The organism is Curtobacterium sp. MCBA15_005, from assembly GCF_001864855.1.
Taxonomy (GTDB): Bacteria; Actinomycetota; Actinomycetes; order Actinomycetales; family Microbacteriaceae; genus Curtobacterium; species Curtobacterium flaccumfaciens.
This window is the reverse complement of sequence record NZ_MJGL01000034.1, coordinates 1-23941: the sequence shown is the minus strand read 5'-3', so window position 1 is coordinate 23941 and position 23941 is coordinate 1. Positions and strand designations below refer to the sequence as shown.

Below are 23941 nucleotides of genomic sequence, written 5' to 3'. Positions count from 1 at the left end.
GTGCTCGGTGTCGGCTCCTGCTCGGTACCGGCTACGGCTCCTGCGCGATCAGCGGACGCAGCGTGCGGTGCGCGATGCGCAGCCCCTCGAGCACCCGGTCGTCTGTGCCGCCCCAGAGCGGGTCCTCGTGCTCGACGCTCAGCGTGCCGTCGAAGCCGGCCTCGTAGAGGCGGTCGACGACGCGCGGCCAGTCCACGACACCGCGGCCCGGCACGCGGAACCGCCACCAACCCATGTCCCACGGGTCGTCGCCCTTGTCGACCTTGCCGAAGAACCCGTACTCGTTGCGCCGCTCGGGGAAGAGCTCGAGGTCCTTCGCCTGGGCGTGCACGATGTGCTCGGCGAACGGCAGGATCGTCTCGACCGGGTCGATGCCGATCCACGTCAGGTGCGACGGGTCCCAGTTCAGCCCGAAGCCCAGACCGGTCACCCAGCCCCAGAGCTCGGGGGAGTACGCGAGGTTGCCGGGGTACCCGTCCGGGTGCCAGCCCTCCATCACGCAGTTCTCGATGACCAGCCGCACACCGCGCTCGCCGGCGTAGTCGACGAGCTCGGGCAGGACCCGGTTCCCCTCGGCCATGTTCTCGCGGACGGACTTCGTGGTGTCGCGCCCGATGAAGGTGCCGACGTACGGGATGCCGAGCGTCTGCGCGGTGTCGATCGCGTGCTCGAGGTGGGTCCGCACCGCGGCACGGTGCTCGAGGTCCCGGTGCAGGTTGTTCTCGTAGTAGGCGAGCGCGGAGATCTCGAGCCCGGTGCGGTCGAGCAGGTCGCGGGTGGCCAGGGCGTCCTCGTCGGTGAACGTGGCGACCGGCAGGTGCGCCGCCTCGAAGTCACGGCCGCCGGTGCCCGGCCAGACGGCGACCTCGAGCCGCTCGTAGCCCTGCTGCTGGGCGAACCCGGCGATCCGGTCGAGCGACCAGCCGGGCAGGCAGGCGGTCAGCATGCCGAGCTTCACCGGATCTCCCGCCAGGTCGTCTCGGCCGCGCTGCCGATCACGGCCTCGATGATGTCGGCGGAGCGGGCACCGTCCGCGAACGTCGGCAACCCGTCGGGGGCCACCCCGGTGCTGACCGCGGTGTAGGTGTCGGCGACGAAGGCGGCGAAGGCGTCGAGGTACCCCTGCGGGTGCCCGGCCGGCACGATCGCCAGCCGGCGCTGGTCCGGGTACCCCTGCGACGGGTCGCGGACCACGATCTGCGCGCCGCGCTCGTTGCCGAACCAGGCCGACTCGGGCTGCTCCTGGTCGAACGCCGCGCTGCCGCGGGTGCCGTCGACCTCGAACCACAGGCGGTTCTTGCGTCCCGAGGCGACCTGCGAGATCACGACGTTGCCGATGCGGCCCGTGGCCGTGCGGAAGGTGGCGACGGCGGTGTCCTCGGTGGTGACCTCGGCGCGTTCGGCCGCGTCGGCCACCGGATCCGGGTCCGGGGAGCCGGAGAACGACGGACCGGACGCCGCCGGCCGGGTCGGGTAGACGATGTCGGTCGCCGCGGACACCGAGGCGAAGCGCTCACCCGTCACGAACTCGACCAGGTCGCACCAGTGTGAGCCGATGTCCGCGAACGCGCGGGACAGCCCGCTCGAGGTCGGGTCGACCCGCCAGCTCGAGGCGTCCTCGTCGAGCATCCAGTCCTGCAGGTAGTGGCCGTGCACCGCGAGCAGCCGGCCGAGCTCCCCGTCGGCGATGCGCGCCCGGATCTCGCGGACCATCGGGTGGTACCGGTACACGAACGGCACCGTGGCCACGACACCGGCCTCGGCAGCGGCGGCGACGAGTTCGGCGGCCTGCGCGGGGTCGATCGCCAGGGGCTTCTCGCACACCACGTTGATGCCGGCCGCGATCACCGCGAGCGCCTGCGGGTGGTGCTGGTCGTTCGGGGTGCAGATGTGCACGACGTCGGGGGCGTCGGCGATGACCTCGTCGAGCGAGGCGTAGCCACGGGGCAGGTCGAGCTGCGCCGCCACCTGCTCCGACCGGGCGGCGTTCCGGCCGAGCACACCGAGCACCTCGGCACCGGAGGCCCGGGCTGCCCGCGCGTGGACCCCGGCGATCATGCCCGTCCCGACCACGGCGACACGGAGGCGTCGCCCTTCGTACCCACTGCTCATGGTGCTCCCTCGCGCCGGACTGACACCACCGTAGCGGCCCGGCCGTCCCCGGGGGACGGTGAGTACGGTCTGGTGCATGTCGAGCCTCCAGACCAGCCTGCTCATCCTCGGAGCCAGCGGCGACCTGTCCAAGCGCCTGCTCCTGCCCGGCCTCGCCACCCTGCTCCAGGTGAAGGACGACTGGGACGTCCAGCTCGTCGGGGCCGGTGTCGAGGACCTGTCCGACGCCGACTGGAAGGCGCAGGTGCGCGAGTCCTTCGAGAACGCGCAGGCGTCCAAGAACGAGGAGGACGAGGGCGCCTCGGGGGAGACGTCACTGCCGGACCGACTGCAGGCCGTGGTCGACGCCTCGACCTACCGGAAGGCCGACGTCACGGACCCGGACGACCTGCGAGCGCTGCTCGCCGCGTGCGAGCACGACCCGGCGATCTACTTCGCACTGCCGCCGGCGGTCACCGAGAAGAGCTGCGAGCAGCTCGCCCACCTCGACCTGCCCGCCGGCACCCGCCTGGCGCTCGAGAAGCCGTTCGGCACGGACGCCGACAGCGCCTCGCACCTCAACGACCTGCTGCACTCGTTCATCCCCGAGGAGCGCATCCACCGCGTCGACCACTTCCTCGGCCGCTCCACCGTGCTCAACCTGCTCGGGCTGCGCTTCGCCAACCGCATCATCGAGCCGCTGCTGTCGTCGCAGCACGTCGAGCGGGTCGACATCGTCTACGACGAGACCCTCGGGCTCGAGGGCCGGGCGCGCTACTACGACAAGGCCGGGGCGCTCACCGACATGATCCAGAGCCACCTGCTGCAGGTGATGGCCGTCGTCGCGATGGAGGCCCCCGCCTCGATCAAGGCCGACGACCTGCGCACCCAGAAGGAGCTCGTGCTGCGGGCCGTCCGGCCCTGGGGTGGCGACGTCGTCACCGCGGGCAAGCGCGCCCGGTACACCGCCGGCACCGTCGGGGACCGCCAGCTGCCGTCGTACGTCGACGAGGACGGCGTGGACCCGTCGCTCGGCACCGAGACCCTCGCCCAGCTCACCCTGGAGATCGCGAACTGGCGCTGGGCCGGCGTCCCGTTCACCCTGCGGTCCGGCAAGGCGCTCGCCGCGCAGCGCCGCGAGATCGTCATCACGTTCAAGGACTCCCCGCACGTGCCCGAGGGGCTCACCGGCACCGAGCTGCCCGACCGGCTGCGCATCTGGATCGCCCCGGACGAGATGCAGCTCGAGCTCAACGTGAACGGCGCCGGAGACCCGTACACGATCGACCACACGAGCCTCGAGGTGACCTTCAACCCCGGGCGTCTGAGCGCCTACGGCGAGGTGCTGGCCGGCGTGCTCGAGGGTGACGCCACGCTGTCGGTCCGCGGTGACAGCGCCGTGCAGGGCTGGAAGGTCGTCGGGCCGTTCCTCGACGCGTGGAAGGCCGGCAAGGCGCCCCTCGACGAGTACGCCGCCGGGTCCGTCGGCCCCGACGGCTGGGACAACATCGAGGCCTGAGCCCGAGCGGCGGCGTAGCGTCGGGCGACGTGAACACCACCGACGACGTCCTGCAGACCGTTCCCGAACCCGCCGGCGCCGACATCCGTGTCGACGACGTCCCCTACGACCACGAGGGCACCGAGCTGCTCGGCGTGCTCGCGAAGGACGCCGCGATCGCGGGCCGTCGTCCGGCCGTCCTCGTCGTGCACGACTGGCACGGCGTGAACGAGCACGTCGAGGCCCGGGTGACGATGCTCGCCCGACTGGGCTACGTCGCCTTCGGCGCGGACATCTACGGAGCGGGCGTCCGCCCCGGTGACGACACCGCGGCCCAGGTCGCCGGCGGTTTCTACCAGGACCTACCGCTGCTGCGCGCCCGCGCCACCGCCGGACTCGAGCGACTGCTCGCCGACCCCGACGTCGACCCTGCCCGCGTCGTCGTCATGGGGTACTGCTTCGGCGGCTCGACCGCACTCGAACTCGCACGGACCGGGGCCGACCTGGTCGGTGCCGTGGCGTTCCACGGCGGCCTCATCGCGCACGACCCCTCGGACGCCGCCGACATCCGGGCGAAGCTGCTCGTCCTCACCGGGGGCGCCGACCCCGTCGTGCCGGACGAGGCCGTGCACGCGTGGCAGGACGAGATGCGGGCGGCGCCGGACGTCGACTGGCAGGTCGTGACGTACTCCGGTGCGATGCACGCGTTCGCGGTGCCCGGCACCGACGCCCCGGACCACGGCGCGCAGTACCAGGAGCGCGCCGACCGCCGATCGTGGCAGGCGCTCCGCGTGTTCCTGGCCGAGGTGTTCGACGAGGAGCCCGCGGCGCTGTGACGGTGCGGCCGTCGGAGACCGCTCGCGACACGCCGAGCACGGGGGCCGGAGCGCCTCGATTGGCGCCCGGGCCGCACCTGTTGTAGAGTCTTCCACGGCCGCAAGGCCACGCGCTCGTAGCTCAATGGATAGAGCATCTGACTACGGATCAGAAGGTTGGGGGTTCGAGTCCCTTCGAGCGCACAGGCAAGCAGGACGACGAAGGGCCCCGGTGGATTCCACCGGGGCCCTTCGTCGTTCATCAGCAGCGTTCGCGCCCGGGTCCACCCGTCGCGCGCCACGTCCGTGCGACTCGGTGAGCAGGAACGGTCGAGTCCCGGAGCCGGACTCGACCGTTCCTGCTCACGAAGTGGCGGGGGAGTACGGCTGGGCCGCCGCGATGACCTCCGACGCACCGGCGATGCCGAACGACGTGAAGAGCGGTGCCCACAGCGCCTTGAGCTGCGCCACGAGCTCGTCGTCGGTCAGCTGCGTCGAACCGTCCACCATGCCCAGCGTCGTGTTGAGGAGCAGCAGGACTGACGGCTGGACCGCGGCCGCGTCGACGTCCGCCGCCGCGACCCCGGCGCTGACGAGCTCGCCCCGCGTCATCTCGAACCAGTCGAAGCCGCGCGGCACCGGCACGCCGGCCTTGCCGAGTTCGTGCAGGAGCCGGACCGCGCCGCCAGCCACCGAGCCCCGGCGGACGTCCATCCCGGTGGTCAGGAGGAACACCGTCAGCCGCTCGATGCCAGGCTGCGCGGGGAGTGCGTCGAAGAGTTCACGCCACCGCTGCTGCTGCAGTTCGATGACCGCCGTCGCCAGGTCCTTCTTCGACGGGAACAGGTGGTACCCGATCGCCGACTTCGGCTTGCCCATCGCCTCGGCGACACGGGAGAACGTGGTCGCCTCGTAGCCGAAGGCCGCGAACTGCTGCCCCGCGGCGTCGATGATGGCTCGACGAGACGCCTCCATGGCGAGCTGCCGCTGGTTCATCTGGCGTGGTGTCCTTCCTCGCCCGGAGCTGAGCGATCAGTGAACACCACATCCTAGGGCCGCTCATGATGACGGCCCGTCCCCTGCCCGCGTCAGGCGGCGCAGAACGTGTGCCAGGCCACGTCGATCCCCTTCCGGTGCAGCGAGTCGAGTCCGACGTCGAGGTGCTTCCGCTCGGCGTCCACCAGGTGTGCGCACCGGTGGTCCTGGGCGACGGTCTGGACTTGGCCGAGCGCGGTCACCAGGTCGGTGTCGATGGCGTCGAGCTGGGGCCGGATGGTCGTCAGGTCCGGCGCCGTCGTGGGTGCGGTCCACGGGTTGTGCGTCCAGTGGTTGATGAGGCCACGCTGGACGACCTTGCTCGCGGCGATCTGCGCGCGGATCACCCGGGTCACCAGCACGGGGTCGACGCCCTGCTGCTCCGCCAGGGTCACCGCTTCGTCGACGACGGCCTGTTCGCGCACCGGGTCGGCGATCGGCTTGCCGCTGAGCCACTTCGACTCCGCCACCGGATCCGCGAGCTCCAGCCGTCGGAGGATGAGCGCGCCGATGGTGTCGAGCTCTGCCGTCGACGCCGCGGGGAGGGAACCGTCGTGGGAGATGGTCATCGTGGAACCCGTCGGTTCGGCGGACGTGGGCAGGGGGTCGGCGTTCGCCGCCGTGGTCGGCAGGGCGATGCCCGCCGCGAGCAGCCCGAGGGTCAGGGCCGTCGCGGCGGTCCGACGGCTGCGGTGCCGGGCGGTGGCCGGGGTGGTGGGGTGTGCGGTGTTCACGGGGTTTCCTTCCCGAACCGGCGCCGGACGCGTCGGGTCAGATCGTCGATGATCGGTTTGATGACCTCGTCGTAGAACGGGTAGACGCCGAAGTGGTCGGCGCCCTCGTCGCAGTAGCAGTCCATCGAGATCGCCTCCTCGAAGTTCGAGAAGACGTAAGTGGCACGGTGCGGGAACGCGGCGTGCGGCTCGTCGTCACGCGGGGTCGTGGTGGTCACGGCGGTGCTCGATCCCGGTCGGCAGCCGGTCAGTCGACCAGCCGAGCCGCGGGGACGCCGGGGTCGCGCCCGGAGTCCACCACGGCATCGATCTCGGTGGATCCGTTGCCCGACCCGACCGTGCGGTTCTGGATCTGGTTGAGCGACCAGTTGCCCGGCAGGGGCTCGAGCTGGTTGCCCGCCCAGGCCGGCGACATCCCGGCGACGAACGAGAAGTGCGCGAGTCCGGCGCTGCTCACGGCGGTGCACGTGGCGCGGGAGCCGTAGACGCCCGCCTTGTACAGGTTCCCGCGGTCCCGCAGGCCGGCGGCGACGCCACGGAAGTACGGCACCACGAGCGACTCGTCCTGCGCCGCCGAAGCGTCGAAGTCGGCGGCGAAGTAGACGGTGGTCTGCTTCGGGATCCCGAGCTGTCGGGCGGCGTCGTGGGCGCGGTGGGCGTCGCGGACACCCTGCTCCTCGGTGAACCACGAGGCAGTGAACCCGCCTTCCTCGAAGATCGGCCACAGCCCGAGCCCGGCGCTCGCCATCGCACGGAGTTCGTCGGGGGTCAGGGCCTTGTCGAGCGCTCCGGACTGCTGGTGGTTGGTGAGGTAGCGGCCGACGCCGGTGGCACCGGACGCACGGACGGCGGCCGCGCGCGCGTCGTCGAGGCGCACCGCGGTGTCGGCACCGGTCGTTGCACGGTCCGGGTCGCCCGTGCTCGCGGCCAGGGCCGCCCACGTGCCGGCGTCGCACGTCCCGGTCTGCTCGGCCGGCGGGAACGCCTGGAACTGCTGGAACGCACGGACCACCGCGGCGTCCGCTGCCGAGTAGGCACTGCTGAACACGACGCGCTCGCCGTTCAGCACCAGGAGCGCCTTGACGAGCAGCACCCAGGCGCCGGTGGCCCCGACCCCGACGACGCTCGGTCCCGCGGCACGGAGCGCGGCAGCCGTCCCCGGTCCCCAGGCGCCGTCGACCGTGACGCCGACCGCGACCTGCACCGCGCGGATCGCCGCCGAGTACGTGCTCGTGTCGACGAGTCCGCTCGTGCTGCCGTACGCGCCGCCGGTCGCCTCGGCGTAGGTGCGGTTGAGGTACTGCTGCACCGCGCGCACCGCTCGGGATCCGCCGGAGGCGAGCCGGACCGCGTCGACGGTCAGGAGGGCGCCGAACAGGTGGGCCGACAGCGGGAGTGCGCCGGGCTCGGCACCCAGGTCGGAGCGGAGCGCCTGCACGGCCGAGACGGTGGCCGCGTCGTACTCGCCGGTGAGCGTCACGGTCGCCGCACCCTTGCAGACGAGTCCGGCCTGGACGAGCCGGCACCAGGTCGCGGCGTCGGAGCCCGTCTCGGCCCCGACGTCACCGTGCTGCTCGAGCTTCCGACGGGTCGTCGGCCCGAACGTCGCGACGACGGGGGAGATGCCGAGGAGCGACTGGGTGGCCTGCACGATCCCGAGCACGGTGCCGCTGCCGGTCAGCCCGTCCTCGTCGACGTGCACCCACCCGTGCAGGTGCCCGAAGGTCGTGTTGAGCCAGCGCTGCACGGCGAGCACGCCCGAGTCGGCGGCGCCGGACGGGGTGGCGGCGTCTGCCGGGGCCGCGAGTGCGGTCGTGACGAGCGGGACGGTGGCGGTGATGCCGATGAGCGCAGTTCGGCGCGAGATGTGCACGGGGGTGCCCCTTCAGTTGCCTCGAGCGTCCGCTGGCCGTTGATCGCACTGTGCGATGCTGATGGCCGCGGCATGGTCCGAGCAACTTCGTCCCTCAACTTGGGACGGCCCTGCAATTCGGCAGACGATCGTCTGATGAAGCGCTCAGTCCGACCTCCGCGCCCCGCCGACTACGATCCTGATCCGGAGGGGGACTCGATGGATCTGCGCTGGTTGACCGCGCCCGACGACGTTGTGGCAGCGAAGACGGCGCGACGACCGCGGATGCGCCGCCCGCGACAGGCCCCGTGGTGGTGGAACGCGCTGCTCCTGGCGATCGAGGTCCCGCTCGCGTGGCTCGCGTCCGCGCTCGTGATCTGGGGCACCGGGCTCGTCCACAACGGCGCGGGTGTCGGTGACGTCGTCCGCTGGGCGGCCTGGTTCGTGGTGCTCGTCGCCGGCGTGGTCGGGCTCGTCGTGCTCCTGGTCCGCGGCGAACGACCTCGGACCCTGCGTCCGGACGAGGCTCGGGCAGTGCTGACGGGGGAGGCCAGTGGGTACCCGGCGCGTCCGGTCCGTCCGAAGCCGCTCGACTCGATGATCACCCCGCGCTACTCCGGCATCCGCGTCCACCCCCGGTTCGGCACCGCCCCCGTGCACGTCGACGGCGTCCCGGACGTCGAGTTCGGCTGCGTCCTGCGGCGCTGGATGGTCTCGCGGGACTGGACGTACCTGACCGTCCGGCTACCGGGCACGCTGCCGCACCTGCTCCTCGACGCGACGGCGAACGACGGTCGACGCAGCGACCTGCCCGTGGTGCTCCGTCACCGGCAACGGATGTCGCTGGAGGGCGACTTCGACCGGCACTTCCGCGTCTGGGCGCCGGAGGACTACGGCCAGGACGCGCTGTACGTCCTCACCCCTGACGTGATGGCAGCGCTCGTCGACCACGCGGCCGGCTGGAACGTCGAGATGGTCGATGACCGTCTGGTCTTCTCGGCGCCGGGGACCGCGGACTGGTCGCGCCCTGCGCCGTGGATGCAGGTCGAGGCAGTCCTGGGAGAGGTCGTGCCCCGTGTCGTGCGCGCCGCCTCCCGGTACCAGGACGACCGCTCGCTGCTCGAGGACGGGCACGCCGACGCGATCGCCGCCGCGGGGCGTCGCCTGGTGCTGCGCGACCGGCGGAAGAGCCGTCTGCGAGCGACGTGGGCGGGGGCCGTGTGGATGGGCGTCGTCTGCGTGTCCTACAGCGGACCGTTGGCCGTCGCGGTGGTCGGTTCGCTCTCGGTCCTCGACCACTGACCGTCGGCGCACGCCTACGACGTGGCCCCGGTACGGACGGGAGGCCCGTGGCGGTGTCGCCACGGGCCTCCCGTCCGTCAGGTGGTGCGTCGACTACGCGACGGTCGCGCGCGCCTCGGCCAGCGACGGGTAGTCGGTGTAGCCCTCGGCGGTCGCGCCGTAGAAGAGCTCCGGACGGGGCTCGTTGAGCTCGGCGTCGTGCTCCCAGCGGTGCGCGAGGTCCGGGTTGGCGATCGCGGCGCGGCCCACGGCGACGGCGTCGGCGTGGTCGCCCTCGACGATCGCGATGGCCTCGTCGCGGGTGGTGAGCGACGAGAAGCCCGAGTTCACGATGAACGGCGCACCCGCGGTGCGGCGGACGTGCTGCACCAGGTCGCCGGTCGGCTCGGCGTGCAGGACGTCGACGAAGGCGAGCCCCAGCGGCGCGAGGCCCTCGGCGACGGCGGTGTAGGTGGCGCGGACGTCGGCGGCGTCGTCCTCGATGACGCCCTGGATCCCGTGCTCGGGCGACAGGCGGATGCCGGTGCGGCCGGCGCCGATGGCCTCGGCGATGGCGGTGGTGACCTCGATCGCGAAGCGTGCGCGGTTCTCGGGGGAGCCGCCGTACTGGTCGGTGCGGGTGTTCGACACCGGCGACATGAACTCGTGCACCAGGTAGCCGTTGGCGCCGTGGACCTCGACGCCGTCGAGCCCGGCGGCGATCGCGTTGCGGGCGGCCTGCACGAAGCCCTGCACGGCCTCCTGCACCTCGGCGGTGGTCAGCTCGTGCGGGACGGGCATGTCGGCCTTCGAGCCGTCGGCCAAGTGCGTCTGCCCGGGGGCGGCGATGGCGGACGGGGCGACGATGCGCGGGGTCTGCGAGATGTCGGTGTGCGAGACGCGGCCGCCGTGCATGAGCTGCATGACGATCGTGCCGCCGGCGGCGTGCACGGCGTCGGTCACGCGGCGCCAGCCGGCGATCTGGTCGTCGGTCTCGATGCCGGGCTGCCCGGGGTAGGAGCGGCCCTCCTGCACGGGCCACGTGCCCTCGGTGATGATCATGCCGAGGCCGGCGCGCTGCCGGTAGTGCTCGACGAGCAGGTCGTTCGGGACGCCGTGCTCGCCGGCGCGGGTGCGCGTGAGCGGGGCCATGACGACGCGGTTCGACAGGGACAGGGCGCCGATGGAGGCGGGTTCGAAGAGCTTCACCTCAGGGCGAACGACGAGTTGTCCGATGCAATTCCGCCTCGGAGCACTTCTTCAGGCAGCGCGGTCAGTCGCGCGGGCACACCAGCGTCGACGAGCGGACCTGGCCCTCGGGCCGGATCACCTGGTGCTGCGAGAGTGGCTTGCCGCACAGGGGGCACCCCCGGTCGATCGTCCGGTCGTCGATGCCCTCGGGGCGACCGGCGCCGATCTGCGAGGGGCCCATCTTGTTGATGAGCGTCGTGTTCCACCGTTCGTACCACTGGCCGAAGCGTCCCACGGTGCATCCTTTCGTTCGTGCACGAACCATTATGGCACCGATGGCCGCGGATCACACCTGGTCGACGCGCTCCAGCAGCTCGGTCAGCTCGTCCTTCAGGGACTCGAGCCGGGCGAGTGGCCACCCGAGCCGGTCGGCGACGGCGAGCGGGACCGCCTGGGCCCGGTCGCGCAGGGCGTGCCCGGCGGTGGTCAGGGAGACCTCGAGCTGGCGTTCGTCGGCGGCGCTGCGGGTACGGCGGACGTAACCGGAGGCCTCCAGCCGCTTGAGGAGCGGGCTGAGCGTCGCGGAGTCGAGCCGCAGTTCGCGGGCGATCTCGCGCACCGACCGGGGGTCCCGCTCCCACAGGGCGAGCATGACGAGGTACTGCGGGTGGGTCAGGCCCATCGGTTCGAGCAGGTCGCGGTACAGGCCGATCACGCTGCGGCTCGTCGCCGCGAGTGCGAAGCAGAGTTGCCGGTCGAGCGCGAGCGGGTCCGGGGCGGTCTGGGTCATGCGTTCAGGGTACTTCGTTCGTGCACGAAGTGGCGTGGTCGCGACTCGGGGCGGTGGGCGCGACGGCCTGGAGGCCCGGTGCCGGTCTCGTGGACCGGCACCGGGCCTCCAGGGTGGTGGCGCTGGTGCGTCGACTACGCGCGGTGCGCGGGCGGGTGCCCCGAGTCGTGCGCGTTCGCGTCCGGCTCCACGGGGAGCGCGTGGGTGCCGGTGTGCGTGTCCTCGTGGCCGGCGACCGGGTGGGTGCGCTCGAGCTTCGCGCCCTCGACGTCGACGTCCGGCACGATGCGGTCGAGCCACTTCGGGAACCACCAGGCGCTCTTGCCGAGCAGGTGCATCGCCGACGGGATGAGCAGCATGCGGACGACGAAGGCGTCGATCAGCACGCCGAACGCCAGCCCGAAGCCGATCGGCTTGATGGTGGACGAGTCCGAGAAGATGAAGCCCGCGAACACGGAGATCATGATGATCGCCGCCGCCGTGACCACCGCGCGACCCGCGTGCAGACCGCGCTGGACGGCCACCTTCGCGCTCGCACCGTGGGCGTATGCCTCACGCATGCCGGACACCAGGAACAGCTGGTAGTCCATCGCCAGACCGAACAGGATGCCGATCTCGATGATGGGCAGGAAGCTCAGGATCGGTGCCGGGTCGTGCACACCGAAGACCGAGCCGAGCCAGCCGAACTGGTAGATCGCGGTCAGCCCGCCGAACGACGCCAGCACGGACAGGATGAACCCGGCGGTGGCGGTGATCGGCACGAGGAACGACCGGAACACGATGATCAGGATGATCAGGGACAGCCCGACGACCACCACGAGGTAGAGCGGCAGCACGTTCGAGAGCTTCTCGGACACGTCGATGTTCGCCGACGCGTTGCCGGCGACACCGAGGGTGACCTTGCCGTCGTCGGTGGAGACGGTCTGCTCGCGCAGGTCCTTCACGACGTTCTCGGTGGAGACGCTGTCCGGGCCGCCGGCGGGCTTCACCTGGAACGCGATGATGTCGCGGTCCTTCGAGGCGCCGATGGGCAGGACGGCCTTCACGTCGTCGTTCTTCGCGATCGCCTGGCCGATGGTGACCTCGGTCGCGGTGACGTCGCTCTTGCTGATCGACTCCGGCAGGGTCGCCACGACGAGCAGCGGGCCGTTCTGACCGGCGCCGAACTCCTTCTCGAGCGTCTTGTAGGCCTTGTACTGGCTCGACTCGACCGCCTCGGACGAACCGCTCGGCAGGCCGAGGCGCATCTGCGTCGCGGGCAGGGCGATGGTGCCGAGCACCGCGACGCCGAGGACGAGCGTGATGACCGCGCGCCAGCTCGACATCGGCTTGTTCGGGATCCGCGTGGAGTCGGTGTTGCCGATCTTCGCGCGCTCCTTCTTCCGCAGGATCCGCATGCCGATGAGCGACAGCAGGGCCGGGGTGAACGAGGTCGCGATGAGGATCGCAAAGAGCACCGCGACCGCACCGACCGTGCCCATCAGGCCGAGGAACGGGATGCCGGTGATGTTCAGCGCGAGCAGCGCGACGATGACCGTCGCACCGGCGAACACCACGGCGTTGCCCGAGGTGCCGTTCGCGAGCCCGATCGACTCGTGCACCTGCATGCCCTGCTTCAGCTGGGTCCGGTGCCGGTTCAGGATGAACAGCGAGTAGTCGATGCCGACCGCCAGGCCCAGCATCACCCCCAGCACCGGCGTGACCGAGATGAACTCGACGACGCTCGAGAACGACAGGGCGGTGAGCGAGGCGACGCCGACGCCGAGGACGGCGCTGACGAGCGGGACCGCGGCACCGATGACCGTGCGGAGCATCAGGAGCAGCACGATCGCGGCGATGATGACACCGCCGATCTCACCCGGGCCGAGGATCGACGGCACGCCCTGGGCGATGTCGTTCGAGACGTACACGTTGACGCCCTGGATGTCGGCCGACTCGGCGTCGTCCGCGATGGCGGTCTTCGTGTCCGCGGGGACCTCGTAGGTCGACTTCGTGAACTGCACGGTGCCGATCGCTGCGCTGCCGTTGTCCGACACGAAGCGGATGTCCTTCGACAGGTCGAGCAGGTCCGAGCCCTGTTCGAGCTGCTGCTCGTTGTCGTCGAGCTTCTGCTTGTTCGTGTCGATCGTCTTCTGGGCGGTCGCGATCTGCTGCTCACCGGCGTCGATCTGGGCCTGCTGGGCGTCGATCTGTGCCTGCGCCTGCTGGAGCTGGGCGGCCGCGGCCTGCGCCTGTGCGGCGGGGACGGCCGCGCCGCCGGCGGCCTGCGCCTGGGCCTTCTGCGCGTCGAGCTGCGCCTGGGCGGTCGCGATCTTCTGCTTGCCGGACTCGAGCTGCGCCTTCTGGGCGTCGAGCTGCTGCTGGCCGGTCTCGATCTTCGCGCGACCGGACTCGATCTGGTCACGCCCGTCGACGATCTTCTGCCGCTGGTCGTCGAGCTGCTGCTGCGTGGCGAAGCCGCTCGTCGTGCCCTTGACGCCGTCGAGCTTCTCGAGGCTGGTCAGGAAGTCGTCGATCTCGGACTGCTGCGACGACGAGATCGCCTTGCCGTCCTTCGTCTCGAAGACGATCGTGCCGTTGCCGCCGTTCGCCGACGGGAACTTGTCGGCGAGCTGGTCCTGCACCTGGCTGGTCTTGGTGTTCGGGATCGTGATCGACGACGAGATGGTGCCGGCGAAGAGCGTGTACGTGACGCCCGCGACGGCCATGATCGCGACCCAGGTGATGATCACGAGCCAGTGGCGTCGTGCGGAGAACCGTCCGAGACGGTAGAGGAGACCGGCCATGCGGGTGCCTGCGGTCCTTTCGTTGTCAGGTGCTGGTGGTGCGGGGTGCGCCGGTGGACCCCTGGGGGATGAGGAGGTGGGGCGGTGTCAGTCGTCGGCCATGTAGCCGCTGCGGACGCTGTGCACGAGTCGGGCGAGCAGGTCGTCCCACGCGTCGAGCGCCGGCTGGTCGAGCTCGGGGCCGGACGTCGCCAGCCAGTGCTCCGCGATGACGACGATGCCGCTCATGAGCGACTCGACGAGCAGCGCGGCGTCGAGGGGGTCGGCGGCCGGGTAGCGCCGGGCGACCTCGTGCCGGAGCCGTTCGGTCACACGCGAGAACGCCGTCTGGGTCAGGACCGCCGCCTTCGGGTCGTCCTTGCCGGGGTCGCCGAGGATCCGGTACATGCTGGCGATCGCCGGAGCCAGGTCGGCGCCGCGGGCCGCGGACTCGAGCTCGTCGAACATCGACGCCCGGCTGCCGTCGCCGACCGGGGTCCGGGCCATGTCGGCGAGGAACCGGTCGATGATGACGGACAGCTCCTGTTCGCACACGGCCAGCAGGACCTCGTCGAGCGAGGCGAAGTGGTTGAACACGGTGCGGCGGGCGATGTCCGCCCGGGCGGCGAGGTCGTCCACGCTGAAGTCGCGGCCGCCGCGCTCGTCGATCAGGTCGCGAGCGGCCTGCAGGATCGCCGCACGGTGCTTCGCCTTGAGGGCAGCACGGCGGTCGGTCGCGATGGTCACGAGATGGAACACTAGGTGCATCGATGCACTCGGTGCAACGAGGTTGAGTGCATCCCCAGGTTCGTCCCCCGGAGCAGAACGCCTGTGCTGCACCACTGTTCTGCCGGAGGTGGCGGGTGCCAGACTGGACGGACGAACCGCCGCGTCACCGCCCGCGGATCCGCCGCCGTACGAAGGAGTACCCGATGCCCGTCCGCCTGTCCCCGGAGACCCTCGACGAGATCGCCGCGAGCGGTGTCGCCGTGCCCACCTACGACCGCGACGGCATCACCGCCGGCATCGTCCACTTCGGCGTCGGCGGGTTCCACCGCGCGCACCAGGCGATGGTGATCGACCGGCTCCTGCAGCAGGGCGACGCCCGCGAGTACGGCATCTGCGGCGTCGGCGTGCTCGAGCAGGACCGTCGGATGGCGACCGCGATGGCCGAACAGGGCGGGCTGTACACGCTCGTCCTCAAGCACCCGGACGGCACCCGCGAGTCCCGTGTCGTCGGCAGCATCGTCGAGTACCTGCTCGCCGTCGACGACCCCGACGCCGTCGTCGAGAAGATGGCGCACCCGGACACCAGGATCGTCAGCCTGACCATCACCGAGGGCGGCTACAACTTCGACCACGTCACCGGCGAGTTCGTCGCCGACGAGCCCGGCGTCGCGGCCGACCTACGCGGCGACGGCCCACCCCGCACGGTGTTCGGCCTGGTGGTCGAGGCACTGCGCCGCCGACGGGACCGCGGCCTCGCCCCGTTCACCGTGATGTCCTGCGACAACATCCAGGGCAACGGGCACGTCGCCCGGTCGATGTTCACCGCCTACGCCCGGCTGCAGGACCCGGCCTTCGCGGACTGGATGGACGAGCACGTGGCGTTCCCGAACTCGATGGTCGACCGCATCACCCCGGTCACCGCCGACGAGGACCGCGCCTGGGTCCGCGACGAGCTCGGCATCGACGACGCCTGGCCCGTCGTCGCCGAACCGTTCTTCCAGTGGGTGCTCGAGGACGACCACCCCGCTGGCCGCCCGCCCTACGAGGACGCCGACGTCCAGCTCGTCGACGACGTCGAGCCGTACGAACTCATGAAGCTCCGGCTCCTCAACGCCAGCCACCAGGGGCTCTGCTACTTCGGGTACCTGTCCGGGTACCGCTACGCGCACGAGGCCACGCAGGACCCGGCGATCGCGACCTTCCTGCGCCGCTACATGGACGAAGAGGGCACGCCGACGCTGCACCCGGTGCCCGGCATCGACCTGGAGGACTACAAGTCGACCCTCATCGAGCGCTTCCAGAACCCCGAGGTGCGCGACACCCTCGCCCGGCTCTGCGCCGAGTCGAGCGACCGGATCCCGAAGTGGCTGCTCCCCGTCGTGCGCGAGAACCTGGCGGCCGGTCGCCCCGTCACGCTGTCCGCCGGCATCGTCGCGTCGTGGGCCCGCTACGACGAGGGCACCGACGAGTCCGGTGAACCCATCGAGATCGTCGACCGGCTCGCCGAACCCCTGCACCGCATCGCCCTGACCCAGCGTGAGGACCGCCTCGCCTTCATCGCGAACCGCCAGGTCTTCGGCGACCTGGTCGACGACGAGCGGTTCGTCGCCGCGTACCGCGACGCCCTGGACGGGCTCATCGCGGACGGCGCGCACGCCACCGTGGCGCGCCTGTCGCGGTCCTGAGACGCGACCGACCGACGGACGGGAGGCCCGTGGCGGCGCCGCCACGGGCCTCCCGTCCGCCTTCTGGCGGCTGCCGTCAGCTGCTCACCGCGCGACGTCGTCCCACGGCACCGGGGTGGTCTCGCCCGTCTCCCAGTCGCGGCGCAGCATGCCGTAGCCGACCGACCCGACGGCCGGGCCCCCGTCGACGGGCCATGCCTCGCGGTAGTGGGCCTCCTGCACCCACCCGGCGCGGACGAAGACCCGGCGCATGGCGGTGTTGTCCTCGCGGGTCTGGCCCTCGAAGCGCGTGATCGCCGGCATCGTCGTGAACACGTGGTCGGTCACCGCACGCAGGGCGGGGACCCCGAGGCCCCGACCCCGGAACCGACCGGCCAGCCGCAGGTCGAACAGGGGGACGGGGTCGGCCAGGTCCTCGAGGCGGACCAGACCGATCCGCCCGTGGTCGTCGTGGTCGAGCCAGGAGGTGTCGTGCTCGTCGTCGCGGTAGGCACCGGAGTCGACGGCGCTCGCCGCGTCGGCCGCGCTGATGCGGCGTCGGACGTGGAACGGGAACTCCTCGGACGTCAGGAACGCGAGCAACTCCTGGCGGTCGGTGCCGGTGGGGTCCAGGCGGGTGAGGTGGACGGCGGGAGCTGGCATGCCGCTCAGGGTAGTTGCACGGTCATCGGGCAGGCTCGGGGTGTGCGAGGTGGGACGAGGACGACGACCGCGGCCCTGACGGCCCTGGTGCTGGCCGGGTTGGTGGGGTGCTCCGGCGGCCCGGATGGGGCGTCGACCGGGCCGACGTCGTCGGCGTCGGCGTCTTCGTCCGCGTCTGCGTCGGCTTCTGCGGGACCGTCGACCGACCCGGCCACCGCCCGGGCCTTCGCGGCGCTGGAGCGGCGGTACGACGCACGGCTCGGGGTCGTCGCCGTCGACACCGGGGACGGTCGGACGATCGCGCACCGTGCGGGGGAGCGGTTCGCGTTCGCGTCGACGATCAAGGTGTTCATCGCGGCTGCGGTCCTCGGCGCCTCGTCCGACACCGACCTGGCGACCGTCGTGCACTACGACCGCGGCGATCTGCTCGAGTACGCGCCCGTGACGAGCGAGCACGTCGACACCGGGATGACGGTGCGCGAGCTCATCGACGCCGCGCTCCGCTCCAGCGACAACACCGCGGCGAACCTGCTGGTGGAGCGGCTCGGCGGGCCGGACGCCGTCGAGCGGTGGCTGCGCGGCATCGGGGACCGGACGACGCGTGTCGACCGGGTCGAACCCGACCTGAACGAGGCGACCCCGGGCGACCCACGGGACACGACGACACCGGAGCGGTTCGCGGCGGACCTCCGGACCGTGCTGCTCGGGAACGCCATCGACGCTGCCGACCGGCGGGTGCTCCGCGAGGCGATGCTCGGCAACACGACCGGCGACGCGACGATCCGTGCCGGGGTGGACCCGTCGTGGCGGGTCGCCGACAAGACCGGCACGGCGTCCTACGGGGTGCGGAACGACATCGCGGTCGTGACGCCGCCGGGGCGGGCGCCCATCGTGCTCGTCGTGATGACGAGCCGGGCCGATCCCGGTGCGGAGCCGTCGGACGCGCTCGTCGCCGCGGCGACCCGTGCCGCGGTCGCCGGGCTGAGCGACTGAGTCGCACGCGTCGCACGCGTCGCACGCGTCGCGGGACTAGCGGAGGGTGGTCGCCCAGCGCCCGATGGCGTCGTACGCCCGTTCCCGCACCTCCGGCGCGGACAGCACCACGTCGTGCAGGGCACCTTCGAGCCGGCGGACCGTGACCTCCTCGCCGAGGGAGAGCGAGCGGTGCGCCACCGTGTCGACGTTCAGGGCGACGTCGGCGCGCGCCATCCCGGGGTCCCACCGCGGCTGGAGCATGCTCTTGTCGCTCAGCATCACCAGGGTCGGCACCCCGATGCCGAGGCCCTTCTCGACCTGTGCCTGGCCGTCGAAGACCGCGGCGAGCCACCCGGGGTGCAGGGGGAAGCCGCGCTCCGGCCGCCACTTCTGTTCGTAGGTCCACGACCCCTCGCCCTCGGCCGAGACGGTGCGGGTGTAGAAGCCGGGGTCGACGGCGGGCATCGGAGCGAGGGGGTTCCGACGGGCACCGAGCTTGATGACCGGTGCGACGATCGCCCGGCCGACCGCGGTGGCCTGGAACTCGAGCCACGGGCTGTTCAGCACGAGGCCGTGCACGAGCTCCGGGTGCCGGGCTGCCCAGAGCGACAGGGTCAGGCCGCCGGTGGAGTGGCCCATCGGGACGAGCCGGCGGCGGTCCGAGCCGGGGTGCTCGGCCGAGATCGCGTCGAGCGCCGCGGCGATGTCCTCGTCGTACACCGCCAGGTCGTCGACCATGCCCGGGGTCTGGTACGGGCGCAGGCTCCGACCGTACTTCCGCAGGTCCAGCGCGTGGAACCGGGCACCGAGCCGCTCGAGGCGTTCGGCGAGCTCGACCTGGAAGAAGTAGTCCGACCAGCCGTGCACGTAGAGCAGGTCGACCCCGTGCAGGGGCCCACGGCCGTGCAGCAGCAGGTCCGTCGGGGTGTGCCGGCGGCGGACCAGGGTGGCGACGACGGGTCCCTCGGAGTCGGTGCCGAGCGGCAGTTCGAGCCGTTCGTACGGTGCTCCGAGCACGTCCTCGTGCCACCCCTGGTCCGTCATGCGCCGAGCGTATCCGGCGCTGCTGCGGGTGGTGCTGGTGCGGCGGGGTCGCGCGGCCGTCACCCGGCCAGGACCACGACCTTGCCGCTGACCCGTCCCGCGGCCGCCTCGGCGTGCAGCGACGGCAGTTCCGCCAGTGGGATGCGCCGGGTGACCTCGACCGTGAGCGCGCCGGCGTCGACCAGGGACACCAGCTCCGCCAGGCGTTCGCGGTTGCGCAGGACGAACACCGTCGCGGCCCGGACCCCGCGGGACTCGTCGCCCGGCGTGGACATGAACGCCGTGGTGCTCACGACCGCGCCGCCGTCACGCACGACGTCGACCAGTGCCGCGAAGTCCTGCGGGTCGATCGGGGCGAGGTTGAGCAGCACGTCGACCGGCTCCGTCACGGCGGCGCGGACGGCGGTCGTGGTGTGGTCGATCACCTCGTGGGCGCCGGCTGCCCGGACGGCCTCGATGCTGCGCGGACTCGCCGTCGCGATGACGTGGACCCCGGCGCGCACGGCGAGCTGGATCGCGTACTTCCCGACGACGCCTCCGGCGCCCATGACCAGCACGCGCTGGCCAGCCTCGAGCCGCCCGTCGTCGAACAGTGCCTGCCACGCGGTGAGTGCCACCGAGGGCAGGGCCGCCGCGTCGGGCAGCGGGATGCTCGTCGGTGCGGCGACGACCGCGTCCGCCGGGGCGACGACGTACTCGGCCGCCCCGCCGTCGCGTTCCATCGGCAGGAACGCGATGACGGCGTCCCCGACCGCGATCCCCTCGACGCCGTCGCCGAGCGCGTCGACTGTGCCGGACACGTCGTAGCCGGGGACGTGCGGCAGCTGGACCGGGATCGGCAGGAACCCGCCCCGCATCCCGTTGTCCGCCGCGTTGAACGCCGAGGCGGCGACGCGGAGTCGCACCTGCCCGGCGCCCGGGTTGGGCTGCTCGACGTCCTCGGTGCGGAGCACCTCGGGACCGCCGACCTCGTGGAACCGTACTGCCTGCATGATCGTGCCCTTCGTCGGTGTTGCTCGTTGTGCTTCGAGTTCGAAGCAACTGACGGAGACGCTAGCACTGCTTCGAACTCGAAGCAATGGGTAGGATGGGTTCCGTGACCGATGCGCCGAACTCCCTGACCCCGACGCAGCTCGGGGCGTACTTCGCCTTCACCGAGGTGAGCAGCCTGCTGCGCCACGCGGTCGAGCGGCAGCTGCGCGACGTGGGCGGCCTGAGCTACGTGCAGTTCCAGCTGCTCGCCCGGCTCGGTGACGCACCGGGCGGGCAGCAGCGCATGACCGACCTCGCGGACGGGGTCGTCTACAGCCGCAGCGGGTTGACGTACCAGGCGCAACTGCTCGAGCAGCGTGGGCTGGTCACCCGCGGGCCCTCGCCCGACGACGAACGCAGCACGGTCGTGACGATCACCCGGGGCGGTCGTGACGTCCTCGCCGCCGTCTTCCCCGGGCACATCGAGGCGCTGCACACCCTGCTGTTCGCGTCGATGTCGGACGCGGACGTCGACGACCTCGCGCGGATCCTCGGGGGAGCGGCCGAGCACCTGCGTGCGGACCCGCCTCGATCGGCGGCGTCCCGGAAGCGCAGCTGATCGCAGGACGACGGCCGACTGCTCGTGGAGCAGCCGGCCGTCGTCCGTCAGGAGCGGACGCTCCCGAGCGCACCGTCAGGAGCATCCGCTCCCACGGGTGCCGATCAGTTGTACGACGCGAGTCGGTTCGGAGCGGTGTTGCCCGCAGGGGTGGGAACCGCGCCGCCGACGCCGTTGATGATGCTCGAGATGGTGCCCTTGTCGCCGAGCGAGACCGTGACGAGCCCGTGGGCGCGGACGCCGGCGGTCTGCGGGACCTCGAACGCCCGGTCGGCGTGCACGGACGGGTTCGTGTTGAAGAAGGCGTAGACGCCGCCGCCCCAGATCTCGTGCTTCGTGACCGAGGACGCCACCTTGTAGGCCGCGTAGCCCGCGCCGGTCGGACTCTGCCAGGATGCGTTGTCCGGGACGTCGTACGGCATCTCGTTCTGGAAGAAGATCGTCCTGCCGTTCTCACCGTTCCAGAGCACTTCGTACTTCTGGTAGTGCTCGACGAAGAGCCCGGTAGCGAGCACGTCGTTGCCGTTCACCTCGACCCCGGTCGCGCCGGTGTTGACGTTCCAGCCCGTCGGCGCGCCGCCGTGGTCGGCCCGCCAGGCCCAGATGTGGTCGATGAGTGTGTCGTCGGCGTTCACCTGCAGGGTGGTCGTCGCCCTGCCCTGCACGCTCGAACCGACGCGGAAGAAGACGTCCTGGATGCTCTGCGGATCTCCCGCGTGGTCGACGTGCGATCCAGCGCTGCCGAGGCGGACGAGCTGTGCGCTGTTCTGCGCGCCGGCGTCCACGACGAGGTTCGACACGTTCACCCCGGCGACGTCCGTCGACGTCAGCACGGCGTTGCCCCTGGTGGGGACGAGGGTCGGGAAGCCGATGCCCGTCACGACGGTGTCCGCCCTGGTGACGGCGATCGGCGAGTCGAGCTGGTACGTGCCCGGCGTGAAGAAGAGGTTGAGGCCCTGCGCCAGAGCGGCGTTGATCGTGGCGGCCGAGTCGCCCGGGTGAGCGACGTAGAAGTTCCGCATCGGGAGGTCGGTGCCAGCGGTGTTCGGCCACGTGACACCGCTCGCGTTCTGCTTGAGCGAGGGGACGAACACGTGGTACTTGTTCGACGAATCCACGTACAGGTACGGCTTCTCCCGTGTGGTCGGCGTGGTGGCGAGCGTCGTGTAGCTCTTCGAGAAGTCGTTCGCCGGGGCGCCCTGGACCCCGGAGAAGGTCATGTTCCAGTTGCCGCCCTGCCACGCCCCGATGGTCGAGTTCCGCGTGTACCACTGCTGTTGGGACCCGGAGGTCACCGTGCCGTCGACCCTGGTGTCGGCGATGTAGCCGCCGGACGAGTACCCCTGCCCACCGTCCTGGTTCGACGGGCCCATCGTCAGGTTGCCCTTCACATGTACGCGGCGCATCGGAGCGGCCTGGGACACCGCCCACCGGTCGGTTCCGCTCTCGGGCGCGATCGCCACGTTCTCGACCGACCGCCAGAAGTTCTGTGTCGCGTTCTTCTCGTCGCCGGCATTCCACCCGGAGTCGACGTTCACCGCACCGTTGATCGTGACGTCGTCGGGGTTCTTGCCGAGCCCGGCGACCGACGTGTAGAAGCCGAGGTTCGCCCAGACCCGGCCGTAGCTGCCGGGCTTGAACAGGAAGGCGTGCCGCTGCGTGCCGAACTGCGCCGTCGTGCTGCGGAGCTGGCTGGTGAACGCCGCGTCGACGTCGGCCTGGATGGTCGACGCCGGCACCGTGGGGTCGTAGATCTTCACGTTGCTGCCGAAGTCCGGGGTGTCGCTCGTGGCGACTGCCTGGGCCGAGATCGCCGGAGCCAGTGCCCCAACGACACCGACGCTCAGGGCGAGCGCGAGGACTCGCTTCATCCGTCGTTGCATGATGCTCGATTCGTCATCGTGCGGCGTCGTTGCCGCACGGGACAGACCGTAGACCCGTTGCCGCGCTCGGACAGTCGGGAGAAAAGGGGACAAGTGCCCCCGGTGGGGCACTAGCTGCGGGGAGCCCGCACGAAGAACAACGTGATGGCGCCGAGGACGACCGCGGCGACGATGAGCGCCCAGGCGAGCACGATGACCGGCCCGTCCCAGGGGGTGAAGAGCAGGCCGACCCCGATCACCAGGGCCACGGCGGCGCCGATGAGGGCGAGGCGGTGCGGTCGTACCGGAGCGGTGCGTGTCACGGTGCCCACGGTACGCGCGCCGGCCTGGCAGTGCGGCGTCGAGCGGGCACGCCGGTCACACCGTCGTGCGCATCACCCACCGCCACTTGGCGATGCGGCGGTCGCGCACGAACCCGAACTGCGTGAACAGTTCTTCCGGTCCGGTGTGCAGGTAGGCCCCGCGCTGTGGCTTCCGCTCGAGGGTCTGCTCCGGGTAGGCCTCGACGGTCCCGCCACCCGCCCGCCGGATCTCCTCGAGCGCGGTCGTGACCGCGGCGCGTGCGACCCCCTGACCGCGGTGCCGGGACTCGACGAACACGCAGCCGATCCGCCAGTCCGGCGGCGCCTGGGCATCCCGGGCGTAGGCGCCGGGGTTCAGGATCGTCGGCAGCTCCACCGGCCGCCCGAACTGGCACCAGCCGACCGCCGTGCCGTCGGCGTAGACGAGCACCTGGTGGTTCGTGCCGTTCCGCACGTGTCGGTGCTTCGCCTCCTGGTGGGACACCGCCGGATCGGGCGTCCCGCGTGGACCGTCCGGGTGGAAACCGATGCACCAGCACCCGCCCCACACGCCGTTGCTGCGGGTCACGAGCGCGGCGAAGTCGGGCCACGTCTCCTCGGTGAGCATCGCCGTCGAGTACTCCATGGGCCGATGATCCTCCGGCCCCGGCGATCCCGCCACCACCGCGACCGTGGTGTCCGGAACGGCGCGCGACCGGTGGTCAGGCTGCGCTGCGCCGGGCGGTGACGAGGCCGGAGACGAGCGCCGTGACGCCGAGCCCGATGCCGACCGCGCCGGCGAGTGCACCGAAGAACATCAGGGCACCGGCACCGATGTTCGCGCCGCCCTCGCCGGAGTCGTTCGCGTTCGCGTACCCACCAAGGAACGAGGCAAGGAACGCCACGACGAGGAACGCCGTGCAGAGGATGTGCAGCACACGTGGCGCGAGCGGGGTCATGCCCGGATCGTAGCGCGGCGGTCCGGACGCGGTCGGCTGACGGCCCGGAACGGGACCACGAACGGCCTGGAGGCGCGGTGCCAGCTGGCACCGCGCCTCC

24 protein-coding genes and 1 tRNA gene are annotated in these 23941 nt (G+C 71.5%); 7 read left to right on the top strand and 18 right to left on the bottom strand.

What is annotated here, in order from left to right:
* Positions 1 to 31 precede the first annotated feature (31 nt).
* Both BIU89_RS12245 and BIU89_RS12240 read right to left on the bottom strand, forming a co-directional pair.
* On the bottom strand, positions 32 to 958 hold the full coding sequence (locus BIU89_RS12245) for a sugar phosphate isomerase/epimerase family protein (protein WP_027466121.1): 927 nt from the start codon (positions 956 to 958) through the stop codon (positions 32 to 34).
* The gene (locus BIU89_RS12240) at positions 955 to 2112 is read right to left on the bottom strand and encodes a Gfo/Idh/MocA family protein (RefSeq protein ID WP_071246872.1); all 1158 of its coding nucleotides are present in this window, start codon (positions 2110 to 2112) and stop codon (positions 955 to 957) included. Before BIU89_RS12240 ends, BIU89_RS12245 begins: the two co-directional genes overlap by 4 nt.
* 76 nt (positions 2113 to 2188) lie before the next feature.
* Here BIU89_RS12240 and BIU89_RS12235 point away from each other — a divergent pair, with 76 nt between their 5' ends.
* The 3 genes from BIU89_RS12235 to BIU89_RS12225 all read left to right on the top strand — a co-directional run bounded on the left by BIU89_RS12235 (position 2189) and on the right by BIU89_RS12225 (position 4608).
* Positions 2189 to 3610, top strand: coding sequence for a glucose-6-phosphate dehydrogenase (locus tag BIU89_RS12235; RefSeq protein ID WP_027466123.1), 1422 nt, complete (start codon positions 2189 to 2191; stop codon positions 3608 to 3610).
* Between the two features lie 29 nt (positions 3611 to 3639).
* Complete coding sequence (locus tag BIU89_RS12230) at positions 3640 to 4425, top strand: dienelactone hydrolase family protein (RefSeq protein WP_071246870.1); 786 nt, start codon at positions 3640 to 3642, stop codon at positions 4423 to 4425.
* 110 nt (positions 4426 to 4535) lie between these two features.
* Positions 4536 to 4608: transfer RNA gene (locus BIU89_RS12225), tRNA-Arg, on the top strand.
* 159 nt (positions 4609 to 4767) lie between these two features.
* Here BIU89_RS12225 and BIU89_RS12220 read toward each other — a convergent pair.
* The 4 genes from BIU89_RS12220 to BIU89_RS12205 all read right to left on the bottom strand — a co-directional run bounded on the left by BIU89_RS12220 (position 4768) and on the right by BIU89_RS12205 (position 8046).
* Positions 4768 to 5400, bottom strand: a complete 633-nt coding sequence (locus BIU89_RS12220) for a TetR/AcrR family transcriptional regulator (protein WP_051596854.1) — start codon at positions 5398 to 5400, stop codon at positions 4768 to 4770.
* Positions 5401 to 5492: 92 nt separating this feature from the next.
* A complete protein-coding gene (gene aroQ, locus BIU89_RS12215; RefSeq protein ID WP_071246868.1) occupies positions 5493 to 6173 on the bottom strand; it encodes a gamma subclass chorismate mutase AroQ in 681 nt (226 codons plus the stop codon).
* The gene (locus BIU89_RS12210) at positions 6170 to 6391 is read right to left on the bottom strand and encodes a hypothetical protein (protein WP_027466125.1); all 222 of its coding nucleotides are present in this window, start codon (positions 6389 to 6391) and stop codon (positions 6170 to 6172) included. The genes aroQ and BIU89_RS12210 overlap by 4 nt, the downstream gene beginning before the upstream one ends.
* A gap of 29 nt (positions 6392 to 6420) precedes the next feature.
* On the bottom strand, positions 6421 to 8046 hold the full coding sequence (locus BIU89_RS12205; protein ID WP_071246866.1) for a glycoside hydrolase domain-containing protein: 1626 nt from the start codon (positions 8044 to 8046) through the stop codon (positions 6421 to 6423).
* Positions 8047 to 8310: 264 nt separating this feature from the next.
* Here BIU89_RS12205 and BIU89_RS12200 point away from each other — a divergent pair, with 264 nt between their 5' ends.
* Positions 8311 to 9327 carry a hypothetical protein gene (locus tag BIU89_RS12200; protein ID WP_027466127.1) on the top strand — a complete coding sequence of 339 codons (1017 nt, stop codon included), beginning with the start codon at positions 8311 to 8313 and terminating at the stop codon, positions 9325 to 9327.
* Positions 9328 to 9420: 93 nt separating this feature from the next.
* Here the strand turns inward: BIU89_RS12200 and BIU89_RS12195 are convergent, their stop codons facing one another.
* The 5 genes from BIU89_RS12195 to BIU89_RS12175 form a co-directional block, all read right to left on the bottom strand.
* Positions 9421 to 10515, bottom strand: coding sequence for an alkene reductase (locus tag BIU89_RS12195; RefSeq protein WP_071246864.1), 1095 nt, complete (start codon positions 10513 to 10515; stop codon positions 9421 to 9423).
* 64 nt (positions 10516 to 10579) lie between these two features.
* Entirely contained in the window at positions 10580 to 10792 is a 213-nt protein-coding gene (locus BIU89_RS12190) for a hypothetical protein (protein WP_027466129.1), read from the bottom strand.
* Between the two features lie 51 nt (positions 10793 to 10843).
* A complete protein-coding gene (locus tag BIU89_RS12185) occupies positions 10844 to 11287 on the bottom strand; it encodes a MarR family winged helix-turn-helix transcriptional regulator (RefSeq protein ID WP_071246862.1) in 444 nt (147 codons plus the stop codon).
* 134 nt (positions 11288 to 11421) lie between these two features.
* A complete protein-coding gene (locus BIU89_RS12180; protein ID WP_027466130.1) occupies positions 11422 to 14073 on the bottom strand; it encodes an MMPL family transporter in 2652 nt (883 codons plus the stop codon).
* An 87-nt stretch (positions 14074 to 14160) separates the two neighbouring features.
* On the bottom strand, positions 14161 to 14799 hold the full coding sequence (locus tag BIU89_RS12175) for a TetR/AcrR family transcriptional regulator (RefSeq protein ID WP_027466131.1): 639 nt from the start codon (positions 14797 to 14799) through the stop codon (positions 14161 to 14163).
* 185 nt (positions 14800 to 14984) lie between these two features.
* Between BIU89_RS12175 and BIU89_RS12170 the strand changes: the two genes are divergently transcribed.
* A complete protein-coding gene (locus tag BIU89_RS12170) occupies positions 14985 to 16466 on the top strand; it encodes a mannitol dehydrogenase family protein (RefSeq protein WP_071246858.1) in 1482 nt (493 codons plus the stop codon).
* An 84-nt stretch (positions 16467 to 16550) separates the two neighbouring features.
* Here BIU89_RS12170 and BIU89_RS12165 read toward each other — a convergent pair whose 3' ends face one another.
* A complete protein-coding gene (locus tag BIU89_RS12165) occupies positions 16551 to 17108 on the bottom strand; it encodes a GNAT family N-acetyltransferase (protein WP_071246857.1) in 558 nt (185 codons plus the stop codon).
* Between the two features lie 42 nt (positions 17109 to 17150).
* On the opposite strand from BIU89_RS12165, the gene bla reads away from it, so the two are divergent.
* Entirely contained in the window at positions 17151 to 18101 is a 951-nt protein-coding gene (gene bla, locus BIU89_RS12160) for a class A beta-lactamase (RefSeq protein WP_083404347.1), read from the top strand.
* 36 nt (positions 18102 to 18137) lie between these two features.
* On the opposite strand, the gene BIU89_RS12155 is transcribed toward bla, so the two are convergent.
* A complete protein-coding gene (locus BIU89_RS12155; RefSeq protein ID WP_071246856.1) occupies positions 18138 to 19127 on the bottom strand; it encodes an alpha/beta hydrolase in 990 nt (329 codons plus the stop codon).
* A 59-nt stretch (positions 19128 to 19186) separates the two neighbouring features.
* Positions 19187 to 20119 (bottom strand): NADP-dependent oxidoreductase, encoded by a 933-nt coding sequence (locus tag BIU89_RS12150; RefSeq protein WP_071246855.1) that lies wholly within the window; start codon positions 20117 to 20119, stop codon positions 19187 to 19189.
* Positions 20120 to 20223: 104 nt separating this feature from the next.
* Here BIU89_RS12150 and BIU89_RS12145 point away from each other — a divergent pair, with 104 nt between their 5' ends.
* Positions 20224 to 20718: a MarR family winged helix-turn-helix transcriptional regulator gene (locus tag BIU89_RS12145; RefSeq protein ID WP_071247064.1), complete on the top strand. Its 495-nt coding sequence runs from the start codon at positions 20224 to 20226 to the stop codon at positions 20716 to 20718.
* Between the two features lie 104 nt (positions 20719 to 20822).
* Here BIU89_RS12145 and BIU89_RS12140 read toward each other — a convergent pair whose 3' ends face one another.
* The 4 genes from BIU89_RS12140 to BIU89_RS12125 all read right to left on the bottom strand — a co-directional run bounded on the left by BIU89_RS12140 (position 20823) and on the right by BIU89_RS12125 (position 23841).
* On the bottom strand, positions 20823 to 22589 hold the full coding sequence (locus tag BIU89_RS12140) for a hypothetical protein (RefSeq protein WP_071246853.1): 1767 nt from the start codon (positions 22587 to 22589) through the stop codon (positions 20823 to 20825).
* A 122-nt stretch (positions 22590 to 22711) separates the two neighbouring features.
* Complete coding sequence (locus tag BIU89_RS12135) at positions 22712 to 22903, bottom strand: hypothetical protein (RefSeq protein WP_027466139.1); 192 nt, start codon at positions 22901 to 22903, stop codon at positions 22712 to 22714.
* Positions 22904 to 22958: 55 nt separating this feature from the next.
* Positions 22959 to 23528 (bottom strand): GNAT family N-acetyltransferase, encoded by a 570-nt coding sequence (locus BIU89_RS12130; protein ID WP_071246850.1) that lies wholly within the window; start codon positions 23526 to 23528, stop codon positions 22959 to 22961.
* Between the two features lie 76 nt (positions 23529 to 23604).
* Positions 23605 to 23841, bottom strand: a complete 237-nt coding sequence (locus BIU89_RS12125) for a hypothetical protein (RefSeq protein ID WP_071246847.1) — start codon at positions 23839 to 23841, stop codon at positions 23605 to 23607.
* Between the last annotated feature and the right edge of the window lie 100 nt (positions 23842 to 23941).